17 protein-coding genes and 3 pseudogenes are annotated in these 18437 nt (G+C 69.7%); 9 read left to right on the top strand and 11 right to left on the bottom strand.

The features are described 5' to 3' along the window. Window positions 1–67 precede the first annotated feature (67 nt). Both QUE33_RS06305 and QUE33_RS06300 read left to right on the top strand, forming a co-directional pair. Window positions 68–1392, top strand: a pseudogene (locus tag QUE33_RS06305) (hemolysin family protein). Next, window positions 1389–2443 (top strand): annotated as a pseudogene (locus QUE33_RS06300) (hemolysin family protein). The pseudogenes QUE33_RS06305 and QUE33_RS06300 overlap by 4 nt, the downstream one beginning before the upstream one ends. A 73-nt stretch (window positions 2444–2516) precedes the next feature. Here QUE33_RS06300 and QUE33_RS06295 read toward each other — a convergent pair. After that, window positions 2517–3587, bottom strand: a complete 1071-nt coding sequence (locus tag QUE33_RS06295) for an NADH:flavin oxidoreductase/NADH oxidase (protein ID WP_286302577.1) — start codon at window positions 3585–3587, stop codon at window positions 2517–2519. Between the two features lie 50 nt (window positions 3588–3637). Between QUE33_RS06295 and QUE33_RS06290 the strand changes: the two genes are divergently transcribed. Genes QUE33_RS06290 through QUE33_RS06270 form a run of 5 tightly spaced genes read left to right on the top strand, consistent with a single transcriptional unit; the run spans window position 3638 to window position 6737 of the window. Next, window positions 3638–4489, top strand: coding sequence for an ADP-dependent NAD(P)H-hydrate dehydratase (locus QUE33_RS06290; RefSeq protein ID WP_286303074.1), 852 nt, complete (start codon window positions 3638–3640; stop codon window positions 4487–4489). A 16-nt stretch (window positions 4490–4505) separates the two neighbouring features. After that, the gene (locus QUE33_RS06285; RefSeq protein ID WP_286302576.1) at window positions 4506–5735 is read left to right on the top strand and encodes a hypothetical protein; all 1230 of its coding nucleotides are present in this window, start codon (window positions 4506–4508) and stop codon (window positions 5733–5735) included. A 16-nt stretch (window positions 5736–5751) separates the two neighbouring features. Continuing rightward, the gene (locus tag QUE33_RS06280; RefSeq protein ID WP_286302574.1) at window positions 5752–6081 is read left to right on the top strand and encodes a thiamine-binding protein; all 330 of its coding nucleotides are present in this window, start codon (window positions 5752–5754) and stop codon (window positions 6079–6081) included. Between the two features lie 6 nt (window positions 6082–6087). Then, a complete protein-coding gene (locus QUE33_RS06275; protein WP_286302572.1) occupies window positions 6088–6459 on the top strand; it encodes an NUDIX domain-containing protein in 372 nt (123 codons plus the stop codon). Then, on the top strand, window positions 6456–6737 hold the full coding sequence (locus tag QUE33_RS06270; protein ID WP_286302570.1) for a hypothetical protein: 282 nt from the start codon (window positions 6456–6458) through the stop codon (window positions 6735–6737). Before QUE33_RS06275 ends, QUE33_RS06270 begins: the two co-directional genes overlap by 4 nt. A gap of 20 nt (window positions 6738–6757) precedes the next feature. On the opposite strand, the gene metX is transcribed toward QUE33_RS06270, so the two are convergent. The 3 genes and pseudogenes from metX to QUE33_RS06255 all read right to left on the bottom strand — a co-directional run bounded on the left by metX (window position 6758) and on the right by QUE33_RS06255 (window position 10693). Next, a complete protein-coding gene (metX, locus tag QUE33_RS06265; protein WP_286302569.1) occupies window positions 6758–7963 on the bottom strand; it encodes a homoserine O-acetyltransferase MetX in 1206 nt (401 codons plus the stop codon). 228 nt (window positions 7964–8191) lie between these two features. Beyond that, the gene (locus QUE33_RS06260) at window positions 8192–9175 is read right to left on the bottom strand and encodes a hypothetical protein (RefSeq protein WP_286302566.1); all 984 of its coding nucleotides are present in this window, start codon (window positions 9173–9175) and stop codon (window positions 8192–8194) included. 199 nt (window positions 9176–9374) lie between these two features. Next, window positions 9375–10693, bottom strand: a pseudogene (locus QUE33_RS06255) (bifunctional o-acetylhomoserine/o-acetylserine sulfhydrylase). Between the two features lie 151 nt (window positions 10694–10844). On the opposite strand from QUE33_RS06255, the gene QUE33_RS06250 reads away from it, so the two are divergent. Together QUE33_RS06250 and QUE33_RS06245 are read left to right on the top strand one after the other, a co-directional pair. Continuing rightward, the gene (locus tag QUE33_RS06250; RefSeq protein WP_286302564.1) at window positions 10845–11630 is read left to right on the top strand and encodes an SDR family oxidoreductase; all 786 of its coding nucleotides are present in this window, start codon (window positions 10845–10847) and stop codon (window positions 11628–11630) included. Further along, on the top strand, window positions 11630–12328 hold the full coding sequence (locus QUE33_RS06245; protein WP_286302563.1) for a uracil-DNA glycosylase: 699 nt from the start codon (window positions 11630–11632) through the stop codon (window positions 12326–12328). The genes QUE33_RS06250 and QUE33_RS06245 overlap by 1 nt, the downstream gene beginning before the upstream one ends. A gap of 29 nt (window positions 12329–12357) precedes the next feature. On the opposite strand, the gene QUE33_RS06240 is transcribed toward QUE33_RS06245, so the two are convergent. From QUE33_RS06240 to QUE33_RS06210, 7 genes are all read right to left on the bottom strand, one after another. Continuing rightward, on the bottom strand, window positions 12358–13158 hold the full coding sequence (locus QUE33_RS06240) for an ABC transporter ATP-binding protein (RefSeq protein ID WP_286302561.1): 801 nt from the start codon (window positions 13156–13158) through the stop codon (window positions 12358–12360). Then, window positions 13155–13958, bottom strand: coding sequence for an ATP-binding cassette domain-containing protein (locus QUE33_RS06235; RefSeq protein WP_286302559.1), 804 nt, complete (start codon window positions 13956–13958; stop codon window positions 13155–13157). The genes QUE33_RS06240 and QUE33_RS06235 overlap by 4 nt, the downstream gene beginning before the upstream one ends. Further along, a complete protein-coding gene (locus tag QUE33_RS06230) occupies window positions 13955–14836 on the bottom strand; it encodes an ABC transporter permease (RefSeq protein ID WP_286302557.1) in 882 nt (293 codons plus the stop codon). Before QUE33_RS06230 ends, QUE33_RS06235 begins: the two co-directional genes overlap by 4 nt. Further along, window positions 14836–15789 (bottom strand): ABC transporter permease, encoded by a 954-nt coding sequence (locus tag QUE33_RS06225; protein WP_286302555.1) that lies wholly within the window; start codon window positions 15787–15789, stop codon window positions 14836–14838. Before QUE33_RS06225 ends, QUE33_RS06230 begins: the two co-directional genes overlap by 1 nt. Window positions 15790–15792: 3 nt before the next feature. Then, entirely contained in the window at window positions 15793–17325 is a 1533-nt protein-coding gene (locus QUE33_RS06220; RefSeq protein WP_286302554.1) for an ABC transporter substrate-binding protein, read from the bottom strand. A 65-nt stretch (window positions 17326–17390) separates the two neighbouring features. Then, a complete protein-coding gene (locus tag QUE33_RS06215; RefSeq protein WP_286302553.1) occupies window positions 17391–17915 on the bottom strand; it encodes an alpha/beta fold hydrolase in 525 nt (174 codons plus the stop codon). After that, window positions 17888–18295, bottom strand: a complete 408-nt coding sequence (locus QUE33_RS06210; RefSeq protein ID WP_286302551.1) for an alpha/beta fold hydrolase — start codon at window positions 18293–18295, stop codon at window positions 17888–17890. Before QUE33_RS06210 ends, QUE33_RS06215 begins: the two co-directional genes overlap by 28 nt. Window positions 18296–18437 lie beyond the last annotated feature (142 nt).

Genomic DNA, 18437 nt, shown 5'->3' with positions numbered 1-18437 from the left:
ACGACCCTCCTTCTTGCAGTCCCTCGCCCCACTGCCCGCTTCTCGCTCTCTGCGAGGACTTCAGCTGATGGAATATCTGCTGCTGGGCGTGGGGCTGCTGCTCATCGTCGGGACCGGCCTGTTCGTCGCCAGCGAGTTCGCCCTGGTCAATCTCGACCGCGCCGAGCTCGAGGCGCGTCAGGCCCGGGGCGAGTCCCGTCTCGCCCTGACCATCCGTGCGCTGAAGATCACCTCGACGCACCTCTCTGCGGCGCAGCTGGGAATCACCCTGACCACGCTGCTGACCGGCTACACGATGGAGCCGGCGATCTCGAAGCTGCTCGCGCCGCTGATGGAGGCCTGGGGCGTGCCCGACGGTGTGGCGACCCCGATCTCGGTGACCGCCGCGATGCTCGTGGCCACCATCCTGTCGATGATCATCGGCGAGCTGGTGCCGAAGAACTTCGCGCTGGCGCTGCCGATTCAGACCGCCAAGCTCGTGATCCCGTTCCAGACGGCGTTCACCGTGGTCTTCAAGCCGGCCGTGCTGCTGCTCAACGGCAGCGCGAACGCGGTGCTGCGGGCGATCGGCATCGAGCCGAAGGAAGAGCTCTCCGGTGCGCGCAGCGCCGAGGAGCTGTCGTCGCTGGTGCGCCGATCGGCAAGCCAGGGTGTGCTCGAGGCCGACACCGCGAGCCTGCTGGATCGCAGCCTCACCTTCGCCCGTCTCACCGCCGACGACATCATGACCCCGCGGCCGAGCATGCATGCGATCTCGGTGGGGGACTCGGCGGATGACGTGATCCGGCTGGCACGGAGCACCGGCCACAGCCGCTTCCCGGTCTTCGACGACGACCTCGACGACATCACCGGCGTCGTGCATGTGAAGGCGGCCGTCTCGGTACCCCGCGAGAAGCGCCGTGAGGTGCCGGTCGGAGCACTGAGCAGCGAACCGCTGCGCGTTCCCGAGACGGTGCACCTGGATGTGCTCGTCGCCGAGCTGCGCTCGAGGGGATATCAGCTGGCGGTCGTGGTCGACGAGTACGGCGGGACGGCCGGCATCGTCACCCTGGAGGACCTCATCGAGGAGATCGTCGGCGAGGTGTTCGACGAGCACGACCGCTCGCGGGCCGGCATCGTCCGCCGGGGGACTCGATCACCTTCCCCGGCGAGCTGCGCCCTGACGAGCTGCGTGCACGCACCGGCATCGACGTGCCGGAGGGCGAGGTGTACGACACCGTCGGCGGCTACGTGATGAGCCTGCTCGAGCGCGTGCCCGCCCTCGGCGACGAGGTGCCCGTGGCGACCGGAAAGCTCACGGTGATCCGGATGGACGGCCGGCGCGTGGACCGCCTGCGCTACGACCCCGACCCCAGCGGCGAATCCGACGAGCAGACGGAGGCCGGCCGATGAACGATTGGGCAGGCCTGGTGTGGCTCGTCGTGCTGCTGCTGGCGAACGCCTTCTTCGTCGGCGGCGAGTTCGCCGTCATCTCCGCCCGTAGATCGCAGGTGGAGCCCCTGGCCGAGCGCGGCTCGAAGGCGGCCACGACAGCCCTGTACGCGATGGAGCACGCCACGCTGATGCTGGCGACCTCGCAGCTGGGCATCACGATCTGCTCGCTGCTGATCCTGAATGTCTCGGAGCCGGCGATCCACCACCTGCTGGAGATCCCGATGCACGCGGTCGGCTGGGATCCCGCTGTGATCTCGGTGGTCGCCTTCGTCGTGACCCTCGCGCTGGTCTCGTTCCTGCACGTGGTGTTCGGCGAGATGGTGCCGAAGAACCTGGCGTTCTCGATCCCGGATCGTGCCGTGCTGATCCTCGCACCGCCGCTGGTGTGGGTGTCCCGCGTGTTCGGGCCCGTGATCCACGCTCTCAACGGGATGGCCAACGCGTTCCTGCGGCTGTTCCGCGTGGAGCCGAAGAACGAGGCCGCCTCGACGTTCACGATCGAGGAGGTCGCGACGATCGTGGACCGGTCCCGCCGCGAGGGGTGCTCACCGACACTTCCGGTGCCGTCGCCGCGGTCGTGGAGTTCACCGACAAGAAGGCCCGTGAGATCGCGGTTCCGATCGCCGATCTGATCACGCTGCCCGAGACGGCGACGCCGGACGACGTGGAGCGGGCCGTCGCCCGCTACGGCTTCTCACGCTACGTGATCGTGGATGCGGACGGCACCGCGGTCGGCTATGTGCATCTGAAGGACGTGCTGCGCGCCTCGGAGGACGCCGACGGGCATGTGGATGCGCCACTGCCCGCCAAGCGGATCCATCACATGGTTCCCGTGCAGGAGGACACGGACCTGGAGGATGCGCTGGCCGTGATGCGCCGTGCCGGACGCCACCTCGCCAAGGTGCGTGACGGCGCCGGCGAGACGACCGCCGTGCTGTTCCTGGAGGACATCCTCGAAGAGCTCGTCGGGGAGGTGCAGGACGCCACCCGGCGCGGCTACGGTCGCTGACGCAGCCTCCGGCAGGTCGCGCGGCATCCGGCGGGTCGCCCCATCCGGCGGGTCGCGCGGCGTCCGGGGCAGGTCAGTCGCGCCAGCGGGCGCGCAGGTACTGCGGTGGCCACTCGGTCTGGGCGCCCAGCTCGTGCGCGGCGCGCAGGGCGAAGTGCGGGTCTCGCAGCCACTCGCGGCCGGCGAACACGGCATCCGCCGCGCCCGAGGCCAGCACCTCCTCGGCGTGCGTGCCCGAGGAGATCAGCCCGACCGCCGCGGTGGGCACCCGACCTTCCGCTCGCACTGTGGCGGCGAAGGGCACCTGGAACCCGGGTCGGTAGTCGATCGTCGGGCGGGCGACGATGCCGCCGCTGGAGACATCGACCAGGTCGGCACCGGCATCCGCCGCCCAGCGGCCGACCTGGGCGGCCTGCTCGGGGGTGAACCCGCCCTCGGCGTAGTCGGTGGCCGACAGCCGCACGAACACGGGCAGGGCCTCGCCCGCCGCCGCGCGCACGGCCTCGACGACCCTCAGCAGCAGCCGCGCACGATTCTCCAGCGATCCGCCGTACTCGTCTTCCCTCGTGTTCGACAGCGGAGAGAGGAACTCGTGCAGCAGATAGCCGTGGGCGCCGTGCACCTCGAGAACGTCGAACCCGGCATCCGTGGCGCGTCGAGCGGCATCCGCGAAGCCGCAGGCAACGCGCTCGATACCGGCCGCGTCCAGCACAGCCGGCACCGCATACCCGTCGAAGGCGATCGCAGAGGGCGCGACGGTGGGCCAGCCGCCCTTGCCGGCGGGCACTGAGCCCCGTTCGTCGGCCCACGGCCACCAGGTGGATGCCATCCGCCCGGCGTGCGCGAGCTGGATGCCGATCAAGCTGCCGCGCTCGTGCACGTCGTCGACGATGTCCGCCCAGGCGTCGCGCTGCTCGTCGGACCACAGCCCGGTGTCCCGCGGCGAGATCCTTCCCTCCGGGACGACGCCGGTCGCCTCGGCCATGACGAGCCCGGCGCCGCCGGAGGCGAACTGCGCCAGGTGCGTGCGATGCCAGCGCTGCGGGACGCCGTCCACCGCACTGTACATGCACATCGGCGATACCCAGAGGCGGTTGCGGAAGGTGCGGGAACGGAGGGACAGCGGGGAGAACAGCAGAGTCACACATCGACGCTACCCGCTGCTGCGTCGGCCGGGCGCGCTAGCGTGGGATGATGATCCGCGAGTGGACGAGGGACGACACCATCGGCTTCCTGCGCATCCCCACAGCGGCCGACGACAAGTACTCCCGCGGGGTGGTGGCGCTGCGCACCGGGTCGGCGGCGTACCCGGGCGCGGCCGTGCTGGGTGTCGAAGCCGCGTGGCGGACCGGTGCGGGCTACGTGCGCTATCTGGGCGATGCGGCGGATGCCGTGCTGGCGCGTCGGCCGGAGACCGTGGTCGGCTCGGACATCGGCCGCATCCGGGTGGGTGCGTGGGTGGTCGGGTCGGGGGCGGATGCCGCACACCGCAGCGAGCACGAGCAGACCGTGCTCTGCCGCATCCTCGCCGGCGACGCACCCGTGGTGGTGGATGCCGGGGCGCTGGATCTGGCCCGCGGATCCACTGCGCCCCTGGTGCTCACACCGCACGGCGGCGAGCTTGGCAGGCTGCGCGCGCAGCTCGGACTCAGCGGCGCGGCGGAATCGGATGCATCGGGAGCGGATGCCGGTGATGCAGCCATCGCGCAGACCCGCCAGACCGCGCGGGCACTCGACGCGGTCGTGCTGCGCAAAGGCGCCCGCACGGTGATCGCCGCGCCCGACGGTGAGATGCTCTCCGTCGGGAACGGGCCGTCCTGGTTGGCGACGGCCGGCACGGGAGACGTGCTTGCAGGAATCCTCGGCACGCTGCTGGCGGCGAACCCCGAGCGTCCTCTCGAACAGACCGCTGCGGCGGCAGCCTGGCTGCACGGGGCTGCGGCACGCCGAGCATCCGGCGCGCACGGTGGCGCTGTCGGGCATCCGATCGTCGCGATGGACGTCGCCGAGGCACTCCCGGCGACGATCGCGGAACTGATCGCATGAAGACGACGGCGCACGGATGACTCGCAGCAGAACCCGCTCCGCGGTGCTGTGGGGTGCCTTCCTCGCGGCACACCTGATCGTCGCCTGGCTCGGCTGGGTGCTGCCCAGCCAGCCGATGGGCGATGTCGTGCTCGTGTACCAGCCCTGGTCCTCCGCCGCGCTCGGCGGCGGGGCGGTCGTCGGGATCACCGAGAGCTGGGTCTATCCGCAGCTGGCGCTGATCCCGATGCTGCTGGCGCACGTGCTCGCCGTGCCGTTCATCGCCGTGCTCGGGCAGTACGGCGGATATCTGATCGGCTGGGCGCTGCTGGTCACCCTCTGCGACGTGCTGGGTTTCGCGGTGCTGGTCGGGAACGGCGGCACGCGACGACGCCGACGCGCAGCCTGGTTCTGGGTCGGCGCGCTGCTGCTGCTCGGCCCGATCGCGATCTACCGGATCGATGCGATCACCGTACCGCTCGCCGTCGCCGGCGGGCTGTGGCTCGCACGACGCCCGAAGGTCGCGGTGGCGCTGCTGACGATCGGCGCGTGGATCAAGATCTGGCCCGGCGCGATCGTGCTTGCCGCGGCCGCGGCAGGCAGACGCGCGGTGCAGGTGCTCCTGGTCGCAGCATCCGTGACCGTCCTGATCGTGGGGGCGCTGCTGGCCCTTGGTGCGGGGGAGCATCTGCTCGGCTTCCTCACCATGCAGACCGGCCGGGGTCTGCAGATCGAGGCGGTGGCGGCCACCCCGTTCCTGTGGTTGGCGGCCTTCGGCGCCGCACGGATCGACTACAGCCCCGTGATCCTCACCTTCCAGATCGCTGCTCCCGGGGCCGATGCGGTCTCGGCGGCGCTGACGCCGCTGATGGTGGCCGTGATCGCCGGCCTCCTGCTTCTGGGTGTGCTGCGCGCAGGCAGAGGCGTGCCCTGGCAGCGGCTGCTGCCGCCGCTGGCGCTCGCGCTCATCGCCGGGCTGATCGTCACCAACAAGGTCGGCTCTCCGCAGTTCCAGACCTGGCTGATCGCGCCGGTGATCCTGTGGATCGTGTTCGACCGCACACGGGCGAGGACGGCAACCGTGCTGGTGCTGCTGCTGTGCGCGCTGACCTTCGTCGTCTACCCGCTCGTCTATGATCAGCTGCTGCGGGCCGACCTGCTCGCGGTGCTCGTGCTGACCGTGCGGAACCTGCTTCTGGTCGTCCTGCTCGCCCACGCTGTGCGCGCCGTCCTGCGCGCTCCGGTCGCAACCCTGACCGCACACTGAAACCCGGAGGAATCCCATGCTCGTCGCATTCTCAGTCGCCCCGTCCGGCAACGGCAGTGCCGGAGACTCCGTCCACGACGCCGTGGCCGCCGCCGTGCGCGTGGTCCGGGACTCCGGACTCGCCCATCGCACCACGAGCATGTTCACCGAGATCGAGGGTCCGGACTGGGACACCGTGATGGAGGTCGTCAAGCGCGCCACAGAAGCGGTGATGCCCTTCGGCTCGCGCGTCTCGCTGGTGCTGAAGGCCGACATCCGTCCCGGTTACAGCGGTGAGCTGGATGCCAAGGTCGAGCGTCTGGAGGCGGCGATCGAGGAGTCGGCCCGGGCGGCGAACGGGGAATGAGCCGGCGTGAACGCTGAGAGCCCGATCCGCGTCGCCGGGACCGCCGTGGTGCTGCGCGACGGCCGGGCCGGGTTGGAGTCGCTGCTGCTGCGCCGCCCGGCGTCAGGGTCGTTCGCGGGCGCGTGGGTGTTCCCCGGCGGTCGCGTCGACCCCGGAGACACCGCTGAGGGGATGGGCGAAGCGGATGCTGCGCGCAACGCCGCCGTGCGCGAGACGGCCGAGGAGGCGGGCATCCGGATCGGCGATCTCACCCTGTTCTCGCGCTGGGTGCCGCCGGAGGAGACCCCGGTGAAGTTCCGCACCTGGTTCTTCCTCGCCCGCGACCTGGGCGATCGGGTGCGATCGAACCCGGGGAGATCGAGGAGGCCGCCTGGATGACGCCCCAGGCTGCGTTCGCCGGCCATGCCGACGGCTCGATCATGCTGTTCCCGCCGACATGGGTCACCCTGCACGCCCTGCGGGAGTATCGCACCGTCGATGATGCGCTCGCCGCAGTCCGCGAGCCGGCGTACTTCACGACGCGGATGGGAACGGAGGAGCGGGTGCCGCTGGCGATCTGGGGCGGCGACGAGGCGCATGCCGACGAACCCGGTCCGCCCGGGGCCCGGCACCGGCTGTGGATGGGCGAGCCGCCCTGGAGGTACGAACGCAGCTGAGCTGGGTTCGCACACGCGTCTCAGGCGGCCAGCAGCCGCCGCAGATGCATCCCGACCTCATCGGTCTCGATGAGGAATCCGTCATGGCCGAAGTCGCTGGCAAGCACGATGGCCTCATCGTCGATGAGGTTCGGGAGGCTGCGCGCGATGCGCTGCTGCCCGTCGACGGGGAACAGCCGGTCGGTGTCGATGCCGATCACCAGGCTCTTCGCGGTGATGGTGTGCAGGGCTTCTTCGACGCCGCCGCGATCACGGCCGATGTCGTGCGAGTTCATCGCCTCGACGACGGTGATGTAGCTGTTCGCATCGAAGCGGCGGGTGAACTTGTTGCCGTGGAAGTCCAGATACGACTCGACCGCGAAGCGACCGCCGTGCCCGAGCGGCGAGACCTCGGACTGCCAGGAACGCTGGAAGCGCTGATTGAGCTCGATCGGGCTGCGGTAGTTCAGCAGCGCCATGCGCCGTGCTAGCGCGAGGCCGCGATGGGGTCCTTCGCCGAGAGCAGCGTCGTAGTACTCGCCACCGGCAAAGCGCGGATCCATGCGCACGGTCTCGAGCTGCACGAAGTTCAGTGCCAACTGGTCGGCGGTGGTCGCTGGGGGAGAGGAAAGCACCGCGAGCCGCTCGACGCGTTCGGGCTCCATCACCGCCCACTCCAGAGCGTGCATTCCGCCCATCGACCCGCCGATCACGGCCGCCCAGCGATCGATGCCGAGCTCATCCGCCAGACGCACCTGCGCGGCGACCTGGTCGCGGATCGTCAGGTAGGGGAAGCGGGAGGCCCATTCCCGGCCGTCCGGGGCGATGCTTGCCGGTCCCGTGGATCCCTGGCATCCGCCGAGCATGTTCGGTGCGATCACGAACCAGCGGTCGGTGTCGATGGCCGCACCCGGCCCGACGACCGGGTTCCACCAGCCGGCGGTCGGATGCCCTGCGCCGGCCTCGCCGCGAACATGGCTGTCTCCGGTCAGCGCGTGCAGGATCAGCACGGCGTTGTCGCGTGCCTCGTTCAGCTCGCCCCACGACTCCCATGCCAGCCGGGTGACCGGCAGGTGCTGGCCGCTCTCGGTGTGGAAGCCGCCCAGGAAGGTGAAGCGGCGGTGCCCCGCGGCATCCCCGTCGCGCCAGGCGCCGGTGGCGGGCGGACGGGCGCGCAGCAGACGCTCATCGGCCTCGGTCACGGGCGCCGATGGCACCGTGTCCTCAGAGGTCGTCTGCCAGTCCATGACTCTCATTCTCGCCCGTACCCGTGCGAAGTGAGGGCAGGTTACGCGGATGCGACGCCCCGCCCCGACTCTCCCTCCTTCCGTCTCTTCCGCCGAGACCCCTCATGATCGCCCACACCCCTCGGGAAATGCGCAATTGAGGAGGGGTCTCGGCGGGCAGGAGGGGTCTCGGCGTCGGGGAACGGGCGTCGGGGGACGGGCGGGGCGGCGCGGGGCGAGGGAATGTGCTCAGCCGGGAGGACGCAGACCGAACGCCTGCAGCCGCCGGGCGAAGACGTCGAGCGTGCGGATGTGCTCGGAGGCCCACCGGGTGGTGCGCCAGCCTGTCACCCCGCGGACGATGTCCTCGCGGCGCTTCTCGTCGAGGATGACGTCCTCGATCGCACGATCTCCACGCAGATCGCCTTGGAGGTACTTGCCGCGCCCGTCGAACTCTCCGAAGACCCGCGAACGAGGAAAACCGAAGTCCATCCAGTAGTCCTCCTGATCGGGCCCCACGACGTGCACCTGGAGATCGAGGCCGCGATAGCCGAGACGATCCAGCTGCAGCCGGCTCACGCTCTCGCCGGGGAGCTGCGCTCTGCCGTCTGCGAACTCGATCAGCCGACGTGCACTGCGGATGCCGCGGGTGTGCACAGTGAGAGCGCGCTCCAGCATCCGTCCGCGCCAGTGCTCCGCGCGGTCGCGATCCTGCACATGTCCGGTGACGGCCTCTCGCCGCAGCGCGGCATCCGCGACGGAGACCCCCACCTCCTCCGGGAATGAACGCGCCATGTCGAGGACGGTGCGATCCAGGGAGGTGCATCGGATGCCGTCGATCTCGACCATATCGGCGTCGGCGATTCCGACATCGTGCCAGGCGATTCCGGTGCGTGAGCGGCTGTGTCGCTCGCCGAGGATGACGACATGGACCGCCGTGGGGGCGAGTCGATAGAGCGGGAGGCCATGCAGGACGGCTGCCGAGGGACCCCAGAAGAGCGGACCCGGGGCGCGAGCGTTGAGGTGGAAGGCGAGTACCTGCAGCAGGTGGCGTCCTTCGTTCCAGAGTCCGTCCCAGTCGACGGCAGAGACGTACCGCCCCCGGCGGATGCGGATCAGCAGCTTCGCCGTGACCTGGGCGGCGATATCGCGTTCCGTCATGCCCCCGGCGAGCAGATCCTCACGCGTGCGCAGCATCAACCGCGCGGCAGGGAGGTCGAGGTCTTTCGGCATGCAGAACAGACTGCCGCGTTCAGCATCCGCTCTGAGCTCGGATCAGCCCGATGTGGACAACCTCCACAGAACCCGCGAATGTGCAGGAAGAGTGCCCCGCACGTCGAAACCCCTCATGGTTGCCCACACCCCTCGTGAAATACGTGATTCAGGAGGGGTGCCGGCGACCATGAGGGGTTTCGGCGGAGGTGATGATGGGTCAGGCGCGCAGCGCCTCGGCGGTCTCCCGTGCGGCGGTGAGAGCCTGCTCGAGGTCGGCCTTGAGGTCCTCGACGTTCTCCAGGCCCACCGACAGCCGGACCAGGCCCGGCGTGACGCCGCTGGACAGCTGCTCCTCGGGGCTCAGCTGCGAGTGGGTGGTCGACGCCGGGTGGATGACCAGCGAGCGCACGTCGCCGATGTTGGCGAGGTGGCTGAACAGCTTGAGGTTGTCGACGAACGCGCGGCCGACGTCCACGCCGCCCTTCAGCTCGAACGACAGCACGGCGCCGACGCCCTTGGGCGCGTACTTGTTGGCCAGTGCGTACCACGGCGAGGAGGAAGCCCCGCGTAGCTGACCGAGGCGACGCCGTCGTGGTCCTCGAGCCACTCGGCGATCTCCTGGGTGTTCTGCACGTGGCGCTCGATGCGCAGCGACAGGGTCTCGATGCCCTGGATGAGCTGCCAGGCGCTGGCCGGGGCGATCGCGGGGCCGGTGTCGCGCAGCAGCTGCACGCGCGCCTTGATGATGTAGGCGATGCCGTCGCCCAGCACACCCGAGTAGCTGACGCCGTGGTACGACGGGTCGGGCTCGGTGAGCCCCGGGAACTTGTCGGCGTGCTCGGACCACGGGAAGGTGCCGCCGTCGACGATCGCACCGGCGATGACCGTGCCGTGGCCGCCGAGGAACTTCGTGGCGGCGTGGATGACGATGTCGGCGCCGTGCTCGAACGGACGCACGAGGTACGGGGTGGAGATGGTGTTGTCGACGATCAGCGGCACGCCGTTCTCATGGGCGATGTCGGCCACGGTGCGGATGTCGAGCACGTTGATCTTCGGGTTGCCGATGGTCTCGGCGAAGAACAGCTTGGTGTTCGGGCGGGCGGCGTCGCGCCACGCCTGCGGGTCGTCCTGGTCTTCGACGAAGGTCGTCTCGATGCCGAGCTTGGCCAGCGTGTACCGCAGCAGGTTGTAGGTGCCGCCGTAGATCGCCGAGGAGGCGACGACGTGGTCGCCGGCGCCGGCGATGTTCAGGATCGACAGCGTCGCCGCCGACATCCCCGAGGCGACCACGAGTGCCGCCGTGCCGCCCTCGAGCGCGGCGAGGCGCTGCTCGACGACATCCTGGGTGGGGTTCTGGATGCGGGTGTAGATGTTGCCGGTCTCGGCCAGCGAGAACAGGTTCGCGGCGTGCTCGGTGTCGCGGAACACATACGAGGTGGTCTGGTAGATCGGTGTGGCGCGCGAGCCGGTCACCGGATCCGGAGCCGCGCCGGAGTGGATCTGCTTGGTTTCGAAACGCCATTCTTCAGCGGTCATCGGAAGTCTCCCAGGGGGCGTGGATGTCGGGTGGAGGGCGAGTGCCCTTCTGCGACAGTACGGATGCCGGGGTGCTGTCGACAAGACCCGGGAAATGTTACGTAACACTTCGATGACCGGATCCGGGCCGAAAAAGCTCTACGGTGGAGGCATGATGAACAGGCGTGCCGTGGTGACCGGGGCGAGTACCGGAATCGGGGAGGCGACTGTGCGCGCGCTGCGTGCGCAGCGGTGGGATGTGGTCGGCGTCGCGCGACGCGCGGAGCGCCTGGAGGCGCTCGCCGAGGAGACCGGGTCGGCGGCGCTGGCCTGCGACCTGACAGACGCGGATGCCGTGGAGGCGATGCTGGCAGAACTGGCCCGCACCGGTCCCGTGCATGCGCTGGTGCAGGTCGCGGGTGGAGCGCGCGGGACCGACAGCGTCGAGGGCGGTTCGGTCGAGGACTGGCAGTGGATGTACGACGCGAATGTGCTGTCGACGCAGCGGCTCGTGGCGGGCATCCTGCCACTGCTGCGCGAGGCTGCGGCGCAGAGCGGTCACGCCGATATGGTCTTCGTCACCTCGACCGCCGCACAGATCGGCTACCCGGGCGGTGGCGGCTACAACGCGGCGAAGGCCGCGGAGTCCATGCTCGTCAAGGTGCTGCGTCAGGAGCTGAACGGGGAGCCGATCCGCGTCGTCGAGATCGCACCCGGCATGGTGCACACCGAGGAGTTCACCCTGAACCGCCTCGGCGGCGACCGCGTGGCTGCTGAGGCGGTGTACGCGGGCGTCGAGGAGCCGCTGCTCGCGCAGGACGTCGCCGATGTGATCGCCTTCGCGCTGGACGCTCCCCGGCGCGTGAATCTCGATCTCGTGACCATGCGACCGGTGGCGCAGTCGGCGCAGCACATGCTCGCCCGCGGGCCGCTGCAGGTGCGCACCGACGTCGACTGATGGCGCAGACTCTCGCTCAGCTCGCGGACGCCGGGCAGCTCGACCGCGGCTGGGCGGCGGCGCTGGAACCCGTGCAGCCGCTGATCTCGGAGCTGGGCGAACGCCTGCGCGCCGAGAACGCCGCCGGGCGCGGCTATCTGCCGGCGGGAGCGAACGTGCTGCGCGCCTTCCAGCGCCCTCTCTCCGAGGTGCGGGTGCTGATCACCGGTCAGGATCCGTATCCGACGCCAGGGCATCCGATCGGGCTGTCCTTCGCCGTCGACCGCGCCGTACGCCCCCTGCCGCGCAGCCTCGGGAACATCTACAAGGAGCGCCAGACCGATCTCGGCATCCCACCGGCGCCGCATGGTGACCTCACCGCGTGGAGCGACCAGGGCGTGCTGCTGCTGAACAGGGTGCTGACCGTGCGCCCCGGTGCTCCGGCATCTCACCGCGGCTGGGGGTGGGAGAAGGTCACCGAGCTCGCGATCCGCGCTCTCATCGCCCGGGAGAAGCCGCTGGTGGCGATCCTGTGGGGAGCGGATGCCCGGAGTCTGAAGCCCCTGCTCGGGAGCACTCCGGTGATCGAGTCCCCGCATCCGTCCCCGCTGTCGGCGAGCCGGGGCTTCTTCGGCTCCCGGCCGTTCTCACGTGCGAACGCACTGCTCGAGTCGATGGGGGCGCAGCCCATCGACTGGCGCGTCGACGGCGAGGCCTGACCGCTTCCGCGCACGGATACGGAGCCGGATCACCGAGGCGGGGGAGCGCTGGGGATGACGGGGATCGCCGCGAGCAGATGCTTCGTGTACTCCTCGGAGGGGCGCTGCAGCACGGCATCCGTCGGCCCTCGCTCGACGATGCGACCGTCCTTCATCACCGCGACGGCGTCGGAGAGGTTCTGCACCACGCCGATGTCATGCGACACCATGATCAGGGTGAGGCCTTCCTCGCGGCGCAGCCGCTCCAGCAGTTCGAGGATCTGCGCGCGGACGGTGACATCCAGGGCCGACAGCGGCTCGTCGCCGACGAGGATGCGCGGCCGGTGCGCGATCGCCCTGGCGAGGGCGACGCGCTGGCGCTGACCGCCGGAGAACTCGTGCGGATGCCGATCGGCCATGTCGGCCTCGAGGCCCACCTGCGCGAGCACCTCCCGCACCCGGGCGCGGCGGTCTCCGGGCACGTCCAGCGCCCACAGCGGCTCGGCGACGATCTGCCCGACGCTCATGCGCGGGTCGAGCGACGCGTACGGATCCTGGAAGACCAGGCCGGTCTGCCGGCGCAGCCAGTGCAGGGAGCGAGCGGATGCCGTGGCATCCACCGTCCTGCCGTCCACGAGCACCTCTCCGGTGGTCGGCCGGTCCAGACCCAGCAGCAGCCGCACGAGTGTCGACTTGCCCGAGCCGGACTCCCCGATGATGCCGAGCGAGGAACCCTCCTCCACGGTCAGGTCGGTCGGCTGCAGTGCCGTGCTGGTGCGGCGGCGCTCGAACAGCGTGCGCCGGGGGATCGGGAAGGTGCGGCTGAGGTTCGATGCCTCGATGAGGCTCATGACGCCCCTCCGTCCGGTGCGGCGTCCGGATGCCACAGAGTGGCCGTCGCGTCGCGCAGCAGCGCCTGTGTGACCGGGGACGACGGGGTGCTCAGCAGAGTGGACACCGGCGCCTGCTCGACGACCCGGCCGTGCTCGAGCACCACCGCATGCGTGGCGACCTGCGACAGCACGGCGAGATCGTGCGTGATGAACACCAGGGCCATGCCGTGCTCCGAGGTCAGCGAGAGCAGCAGCTCCAGCACCTCGGCTTGGATGGTGACGTCGAGCGCCGTAGTGGGCTCGTCGGTGATCAGCAGTCGTGGACGGCCGGCGAGCGCCATCGCGAGTGCCACACGCTGACGCTGACCGCCGGAGAGCTGGTGCGGGTAGCGGTCGATGAGGCCCTCCGCGCCGGGCAACCGGACGCGGGTGGCCTCGGCGATCGCCCGTTCGCGTGCCTCGCGGCGGCCGATGCGTTCGTGGATGCGCACCGACTCGGCGATCTGCCTGCCGACCGTGCGGATCGGGTTCAGTGCGGTGCGCGGCTCCTGGAACACCATCCCGATGTCGTCGCCGCGCAGCTTCGCCAGGTCCCGATCCGGCATCCCGATCAGCTCGACGCCGTCCCAGCGGATGCTGCCGCTGGCCGTCGCGCCTTCGGGCAGCAGTCCCAGCACGGCCAGCGCGGTCAGCGACTTGCCCGACCCCGACTCGCCGATCAGGCCGAAGCGCTCGCCGTCGGTGACCGCGAACGAGACCCCGTCGACCACTCGGCGGCCGGCGATCTCGACGACCAGGTCCTGCACTTCCAGGCTCATGCGACCACCGACCCCTCTCCGGCCAGCGTCAGTCGTTCAGCCGCTCCGTTCCGGGACAGCGTCGGGTCGGTCGCCTCGCGCAGGGCGTCGCCCAGCAGGTTCAGGCCGAGCACGGTGATGGTGATCGCCAGCCCCGGCCAGACCACGGTCAGCGGATGCACTCCGATGTAGCGCTGCAGATCGGCCAGCAGCGTGCCCCAGGAGGCCTCGGTGAGCGTCGCGCCGAAGCCGAGGTACGACAGTCCCGCCTCGGCGAGCACCGCGACGGCCATCGACCAGGACAGCTGCACGATGAACACCGGTGCGACGTTCGGCAGCAGGTGCCGCACGAGGTTCTGCCAGGTGGTCAGGCCGCTCGCGCGACCGGCCAGCACGAAGTCGCTCTGCTGCACGCGGCGCAGCTCCGGACGGGTGACGCGGGCGATGCTGACGCCGAATCCGATGCCCACCGACACGGCCACCACCCAGAGGGATCCGCCCCAGACCGCGGAGATCATCATGGCGATCATGAGGACGGGGAAGGCGATCAGGATGTCGACGAGCACCGCCACCGTCTCGCGGATCCAGCGCGCCGTGAGCGCTCCGAGAGCCGCCAGTGCGACACCGACGACGGTAGCGACCACACCGGCTCCGGCTGCGACGAACAGCGTCGTGCGCGCCCCAGCCATCACGAGGCTGAGGATGTCGCGCCCGGTGCCGTCGGTGCCCAGCAGATGCGGCCAGCCGGGCTCGGCCCAGCGGCCGCGGATGTCGGAGAGCATCGGATCGAACGGCGTCCAGAACGCCGATACCAGCGCGACCACGACGATCAGCAGCACGACGACGGCACCGAACAGTCCGGTGCGGGAGGAGAGCAGAGTGCGCAGCCAGCGGGGCATCAGTCCGCCTCCTGCCGCTGCCGGGGGTCGATGGCGTGGTGCACCAGATCGACGAGGAAGCCGATCACCAGCACGAAGCCGGTCAGCACCAGCAGCTCGCTCTGCACCTTGACCAGATCACGTGTGCCGACGTCGGCGACGAGCATCCGTCCGATGCCGGGGAGGGTGAACAGCTGTTCGACCACCACGGATCCGACGATGATGCCGGCCACCTGCACGCCCAGCACCGTCACGATCGACAGCCCGACGGCGGGGATGCCGTGCCGCACCAGCGCCTGACGACGGGTGAGTCCCTTCGCGGCCGCCGTGCGCACGAAATCCTGCCCTGCTGCCTGCAGGGTCGCGCTGCGCACGAAGCGCATCAGCATCGCGCCCTCGACGATGCCGATCGTCATCGCGGGCAGCAGCAGCGACTCGAAGGCCTTCGCAGGGGTGGACCAGCCCGTGCGGGGAAAACCCTGAGCAGGCAGCCAGCCCAGCCAATGCGCGAAGACGACCACGAGCATCATCCCGGCCCAGATCACCGGGATGGCGGCGACCGCCTGTGCCCCCACGCTCATCGCGGTGCCGCCGGCACGTCCGCGCAGCAGGGCGGAGAGGATGCCGAAGGGCGCGGCGATCAGCATCGCGATCGTCATGGACATCAGCGCCAGCGGCCAGGTCACCCTGGCCTTCTCGACCAACTCGGCCCCGACCGATGCCCCGCTGAGCTGCGAGGTGCCCAGATCGCCGTGCAGGATCCCGCCGATCCAGTCGGTGTACTGCGTGAGCAGCGGCTTGTCCAGGCCGAGCGCCCGCCGGATCGCCTCGACCTGCTCGGGGCCCGCCTGGGTGCCTGCGATCAGCTGCGCGACGTCGCCGGGGAGCACCCGCAGGGTGAAGAAGATGATCGCGCTCGACACCAGGAGTCCTGCGATCAGCAGGACCCCTCGTGTGAGCGCGTAGCGGAGCACCGCTCAGCCGGCGGTCTTGGTGATGCCCGCGAGGTCGATGCGCGAGTTGATCGAGTCCTTCGGGAAGCCGGAGACGCCCGGAGTGAGTGCCGTCAGCGTCGCGCCGTTGTACAGCCAGTCGGCCGCGTCGTCCTCGGAGACGATCCGGGCGGCCTTCTTCAGCAGTTCTGCGGACGCGTCGGGGTCGAGCTCGGCCTGCGACTGGGCGTACAGCTCCTGCACCTTCGGGTTGTCGTAGCCGAAGTAGTAGTCGGGGTTCGCCCAGTTGCCGAAGTCGCGGGGCTCGACGTGCAGCACGAAGCTCAGCTGATAGTCGTGGTGCTTGTAGACGTCCTCGAGCCACGTGGCGAACTCCACGCGGTCGACCTCGAGCGAGACACCGACCTTCGCGAAGTCGGAGACGAGCACCTGCGCCACAGTGGTTCCGTAGAACGAGGGGATCGTCAGGGTGAGATCGAGCTCCTCGACGCCGGCCTCATTGAGCAGGGCCTTGGCCTCGTCCGGGTCGTACGGGGCGACGTCCGACAGATCCTCATAGCCGGGGTCGAGCTCGGGGATGGGCCCGTACAGCGTCTCGCCGGCGCCGACCGCCTCGACGAGCGCTTCGTGGTCGATCGCCAGCCGAAGCGCCTTGCGCACGCGCTGATCGTCGAGTGGTGCACGGACGTTGTTGAACGCGAGGGTCGCCTTGTCGGTGGTGCGGCCCGTGGTGATCGTGAACTGCCCGCTGTCCTCCAGCTGCGATACCAGGTTCGGATCCACGGCGGTCAGCACATCGACGCTGCCATCGAGCGCAGCGTTCACGCCGGCGGTGAAGTCGGGGATGTACTGGAAGACCACCTGTGCGAGGCCCGCCTTCTGCCCCCAGTAGTCGTCGTAGCGGGCGAAGGTGATCGCGCTGCCCTTGGACCAGCGCTGCAGGGTGAAGGGGCCGGTGCCGTTCTCGGCGGTCTTCAGGTCGGTCTCGTCACCGGTCTTGAACACGAGCCCCGCGGGGCCGGTCAGGGCGAACAGGAAGTTCTGATCGGGCGAGGCGAGTGTGATCTCGACGGTCTTCTCGTCGGGGGCGGTGATCGACTCGACGCCGGCGAACTCGGTGTTGCCCTGCACTGCGGCATCCGTCTTCACCGCCTCGTATGACGACACCACGTCGGCGGAGGTCAGTGCGCTGCCGTCGTGGAAGGTGATGCCCTCGTTGAGGGTGAAGGTGTAGGTGAGTCCGTCCGGGGAGATCTCGTGAGAGCTGGCCAGGCGGTCCTCGATCTGGTTGTCCTGCGTGCGGGTGACCAGGCCCTCATAGATATTGTCGACGAGGATCTGCTCGAGTGCCGCGCCGCTGGTGTGACGGATGTCGAGGTTGGTGGGCTCGAGCACCAAGCCGACAGTGAGCTCGGCGTTCGGGTCGGCCTTTCCCGTCGGGGTGGGCGTGGTCGACTCGGTCGCACCGCCGCAGGCTGTGAGGACGAGAGCTCCGATGGCGAGTATGCCGACTGCGGTCAGGCGGGCTGATCGGCGGGGAGTGCGGAAGCGAGACAAGATGTGTCCTCTCGGGAATAGGTGCGGTGAGTCGGGACGGTGCTGCAGATCGGGCGCAGGCCGGGTCAGTGGGAACGGGTGAGGGCGTCGGATGCTGCAGACGCGACGGATGCGGGATCGGTCTCCTGCACGTTGTGGCCGGCATCGACCGTGATGACGGTGGCCGAGGGGAGCCGACGGGTGAATTCGGCGACGTCGGCGTCCTGCAGGAACCCGTGCGAGCCGCGCAGGAGGGTGACTGGTACGGTGACGGCGGCGAGGTCGATCCAGGGGTCGCGTCCCTCCGATGCGCGGTTCTGCGCGTTGAGGGCGTCGAAGGCATGGCCGATGATCTGCGCGAAGTGATGCTTCCACTCGACCCGGCCGTCTGCGCGTACTCGGGTGTTGAAGAAGACTCCGCGTTCGGTGTCGGCGCGCGTGCCGCCGAAGCCGAAGCTCTCGGCCCGGTCGACCGCCTCATCGCGGGAGGCGAAGTCGGTGACCTGGTAGAACTCGCGCAGCACCGCGGGGGCGGCGTCGGTGTCGAGCCCGGGGACGACGTCGACCAGGATGAGCTCGCGGATCAGCTCCGGATGCCTGGCCGCGACCACCGCAGCAGCGAGACCCCCAGCGAATGCCCGACGAGCACCTGCGGGGCGCTGGTCCACTCCGTGATCGCAGCGATGACATCAGCGGCGAGCGCCGCAGGGGAGTAGTCCAGATCGTCGCGCCAGCTGGAGTCGCCGTGGCCGGCCAGGTCGATCGCAAGAGCGGGTCGGTTCAGCAGCAGCTGGACGGTGTCCCAGGTGTGCGCGTTCAGGCCGGCGCCGTGTACGAGCGTGACCTCTGGCGCGCCCTCACCGAATCGCAGCGCGCTGAGCGTGCGCCCGTCCGCCAGCGGGAGTGAGATGCGTCGAGCCGGAGGTGCGGTGGTGCCGAGCGTGTCGGCCTGCGCCGGCAGGTAGCGGAACTCGCTGGTGTCTTGTGCCACGGCCATATTCTGCTATCGGATGCCGTTCACAGGAAATGCGACAGCAGATCGAAAAGTAATATATGAAGTATTGTGCGCAATATGCGTCCAGCTGTGGCGATTGGATTGACAATCTGCATTCGGGTGCGTTCCAGGTGTCCGG

The organism is Microbacterium suwonense (genome assembly GCF_030296555.1).
Classification (GTDB): Bacteria; Actinomycetota; Actinomycetes; order Actinomycetales; family Microbacteriaceae; genus Microbacterium; species Microbacterium suwonense.
This window is presented reverse-complemented; position numbering and strand designations above follow the sequence as displayed.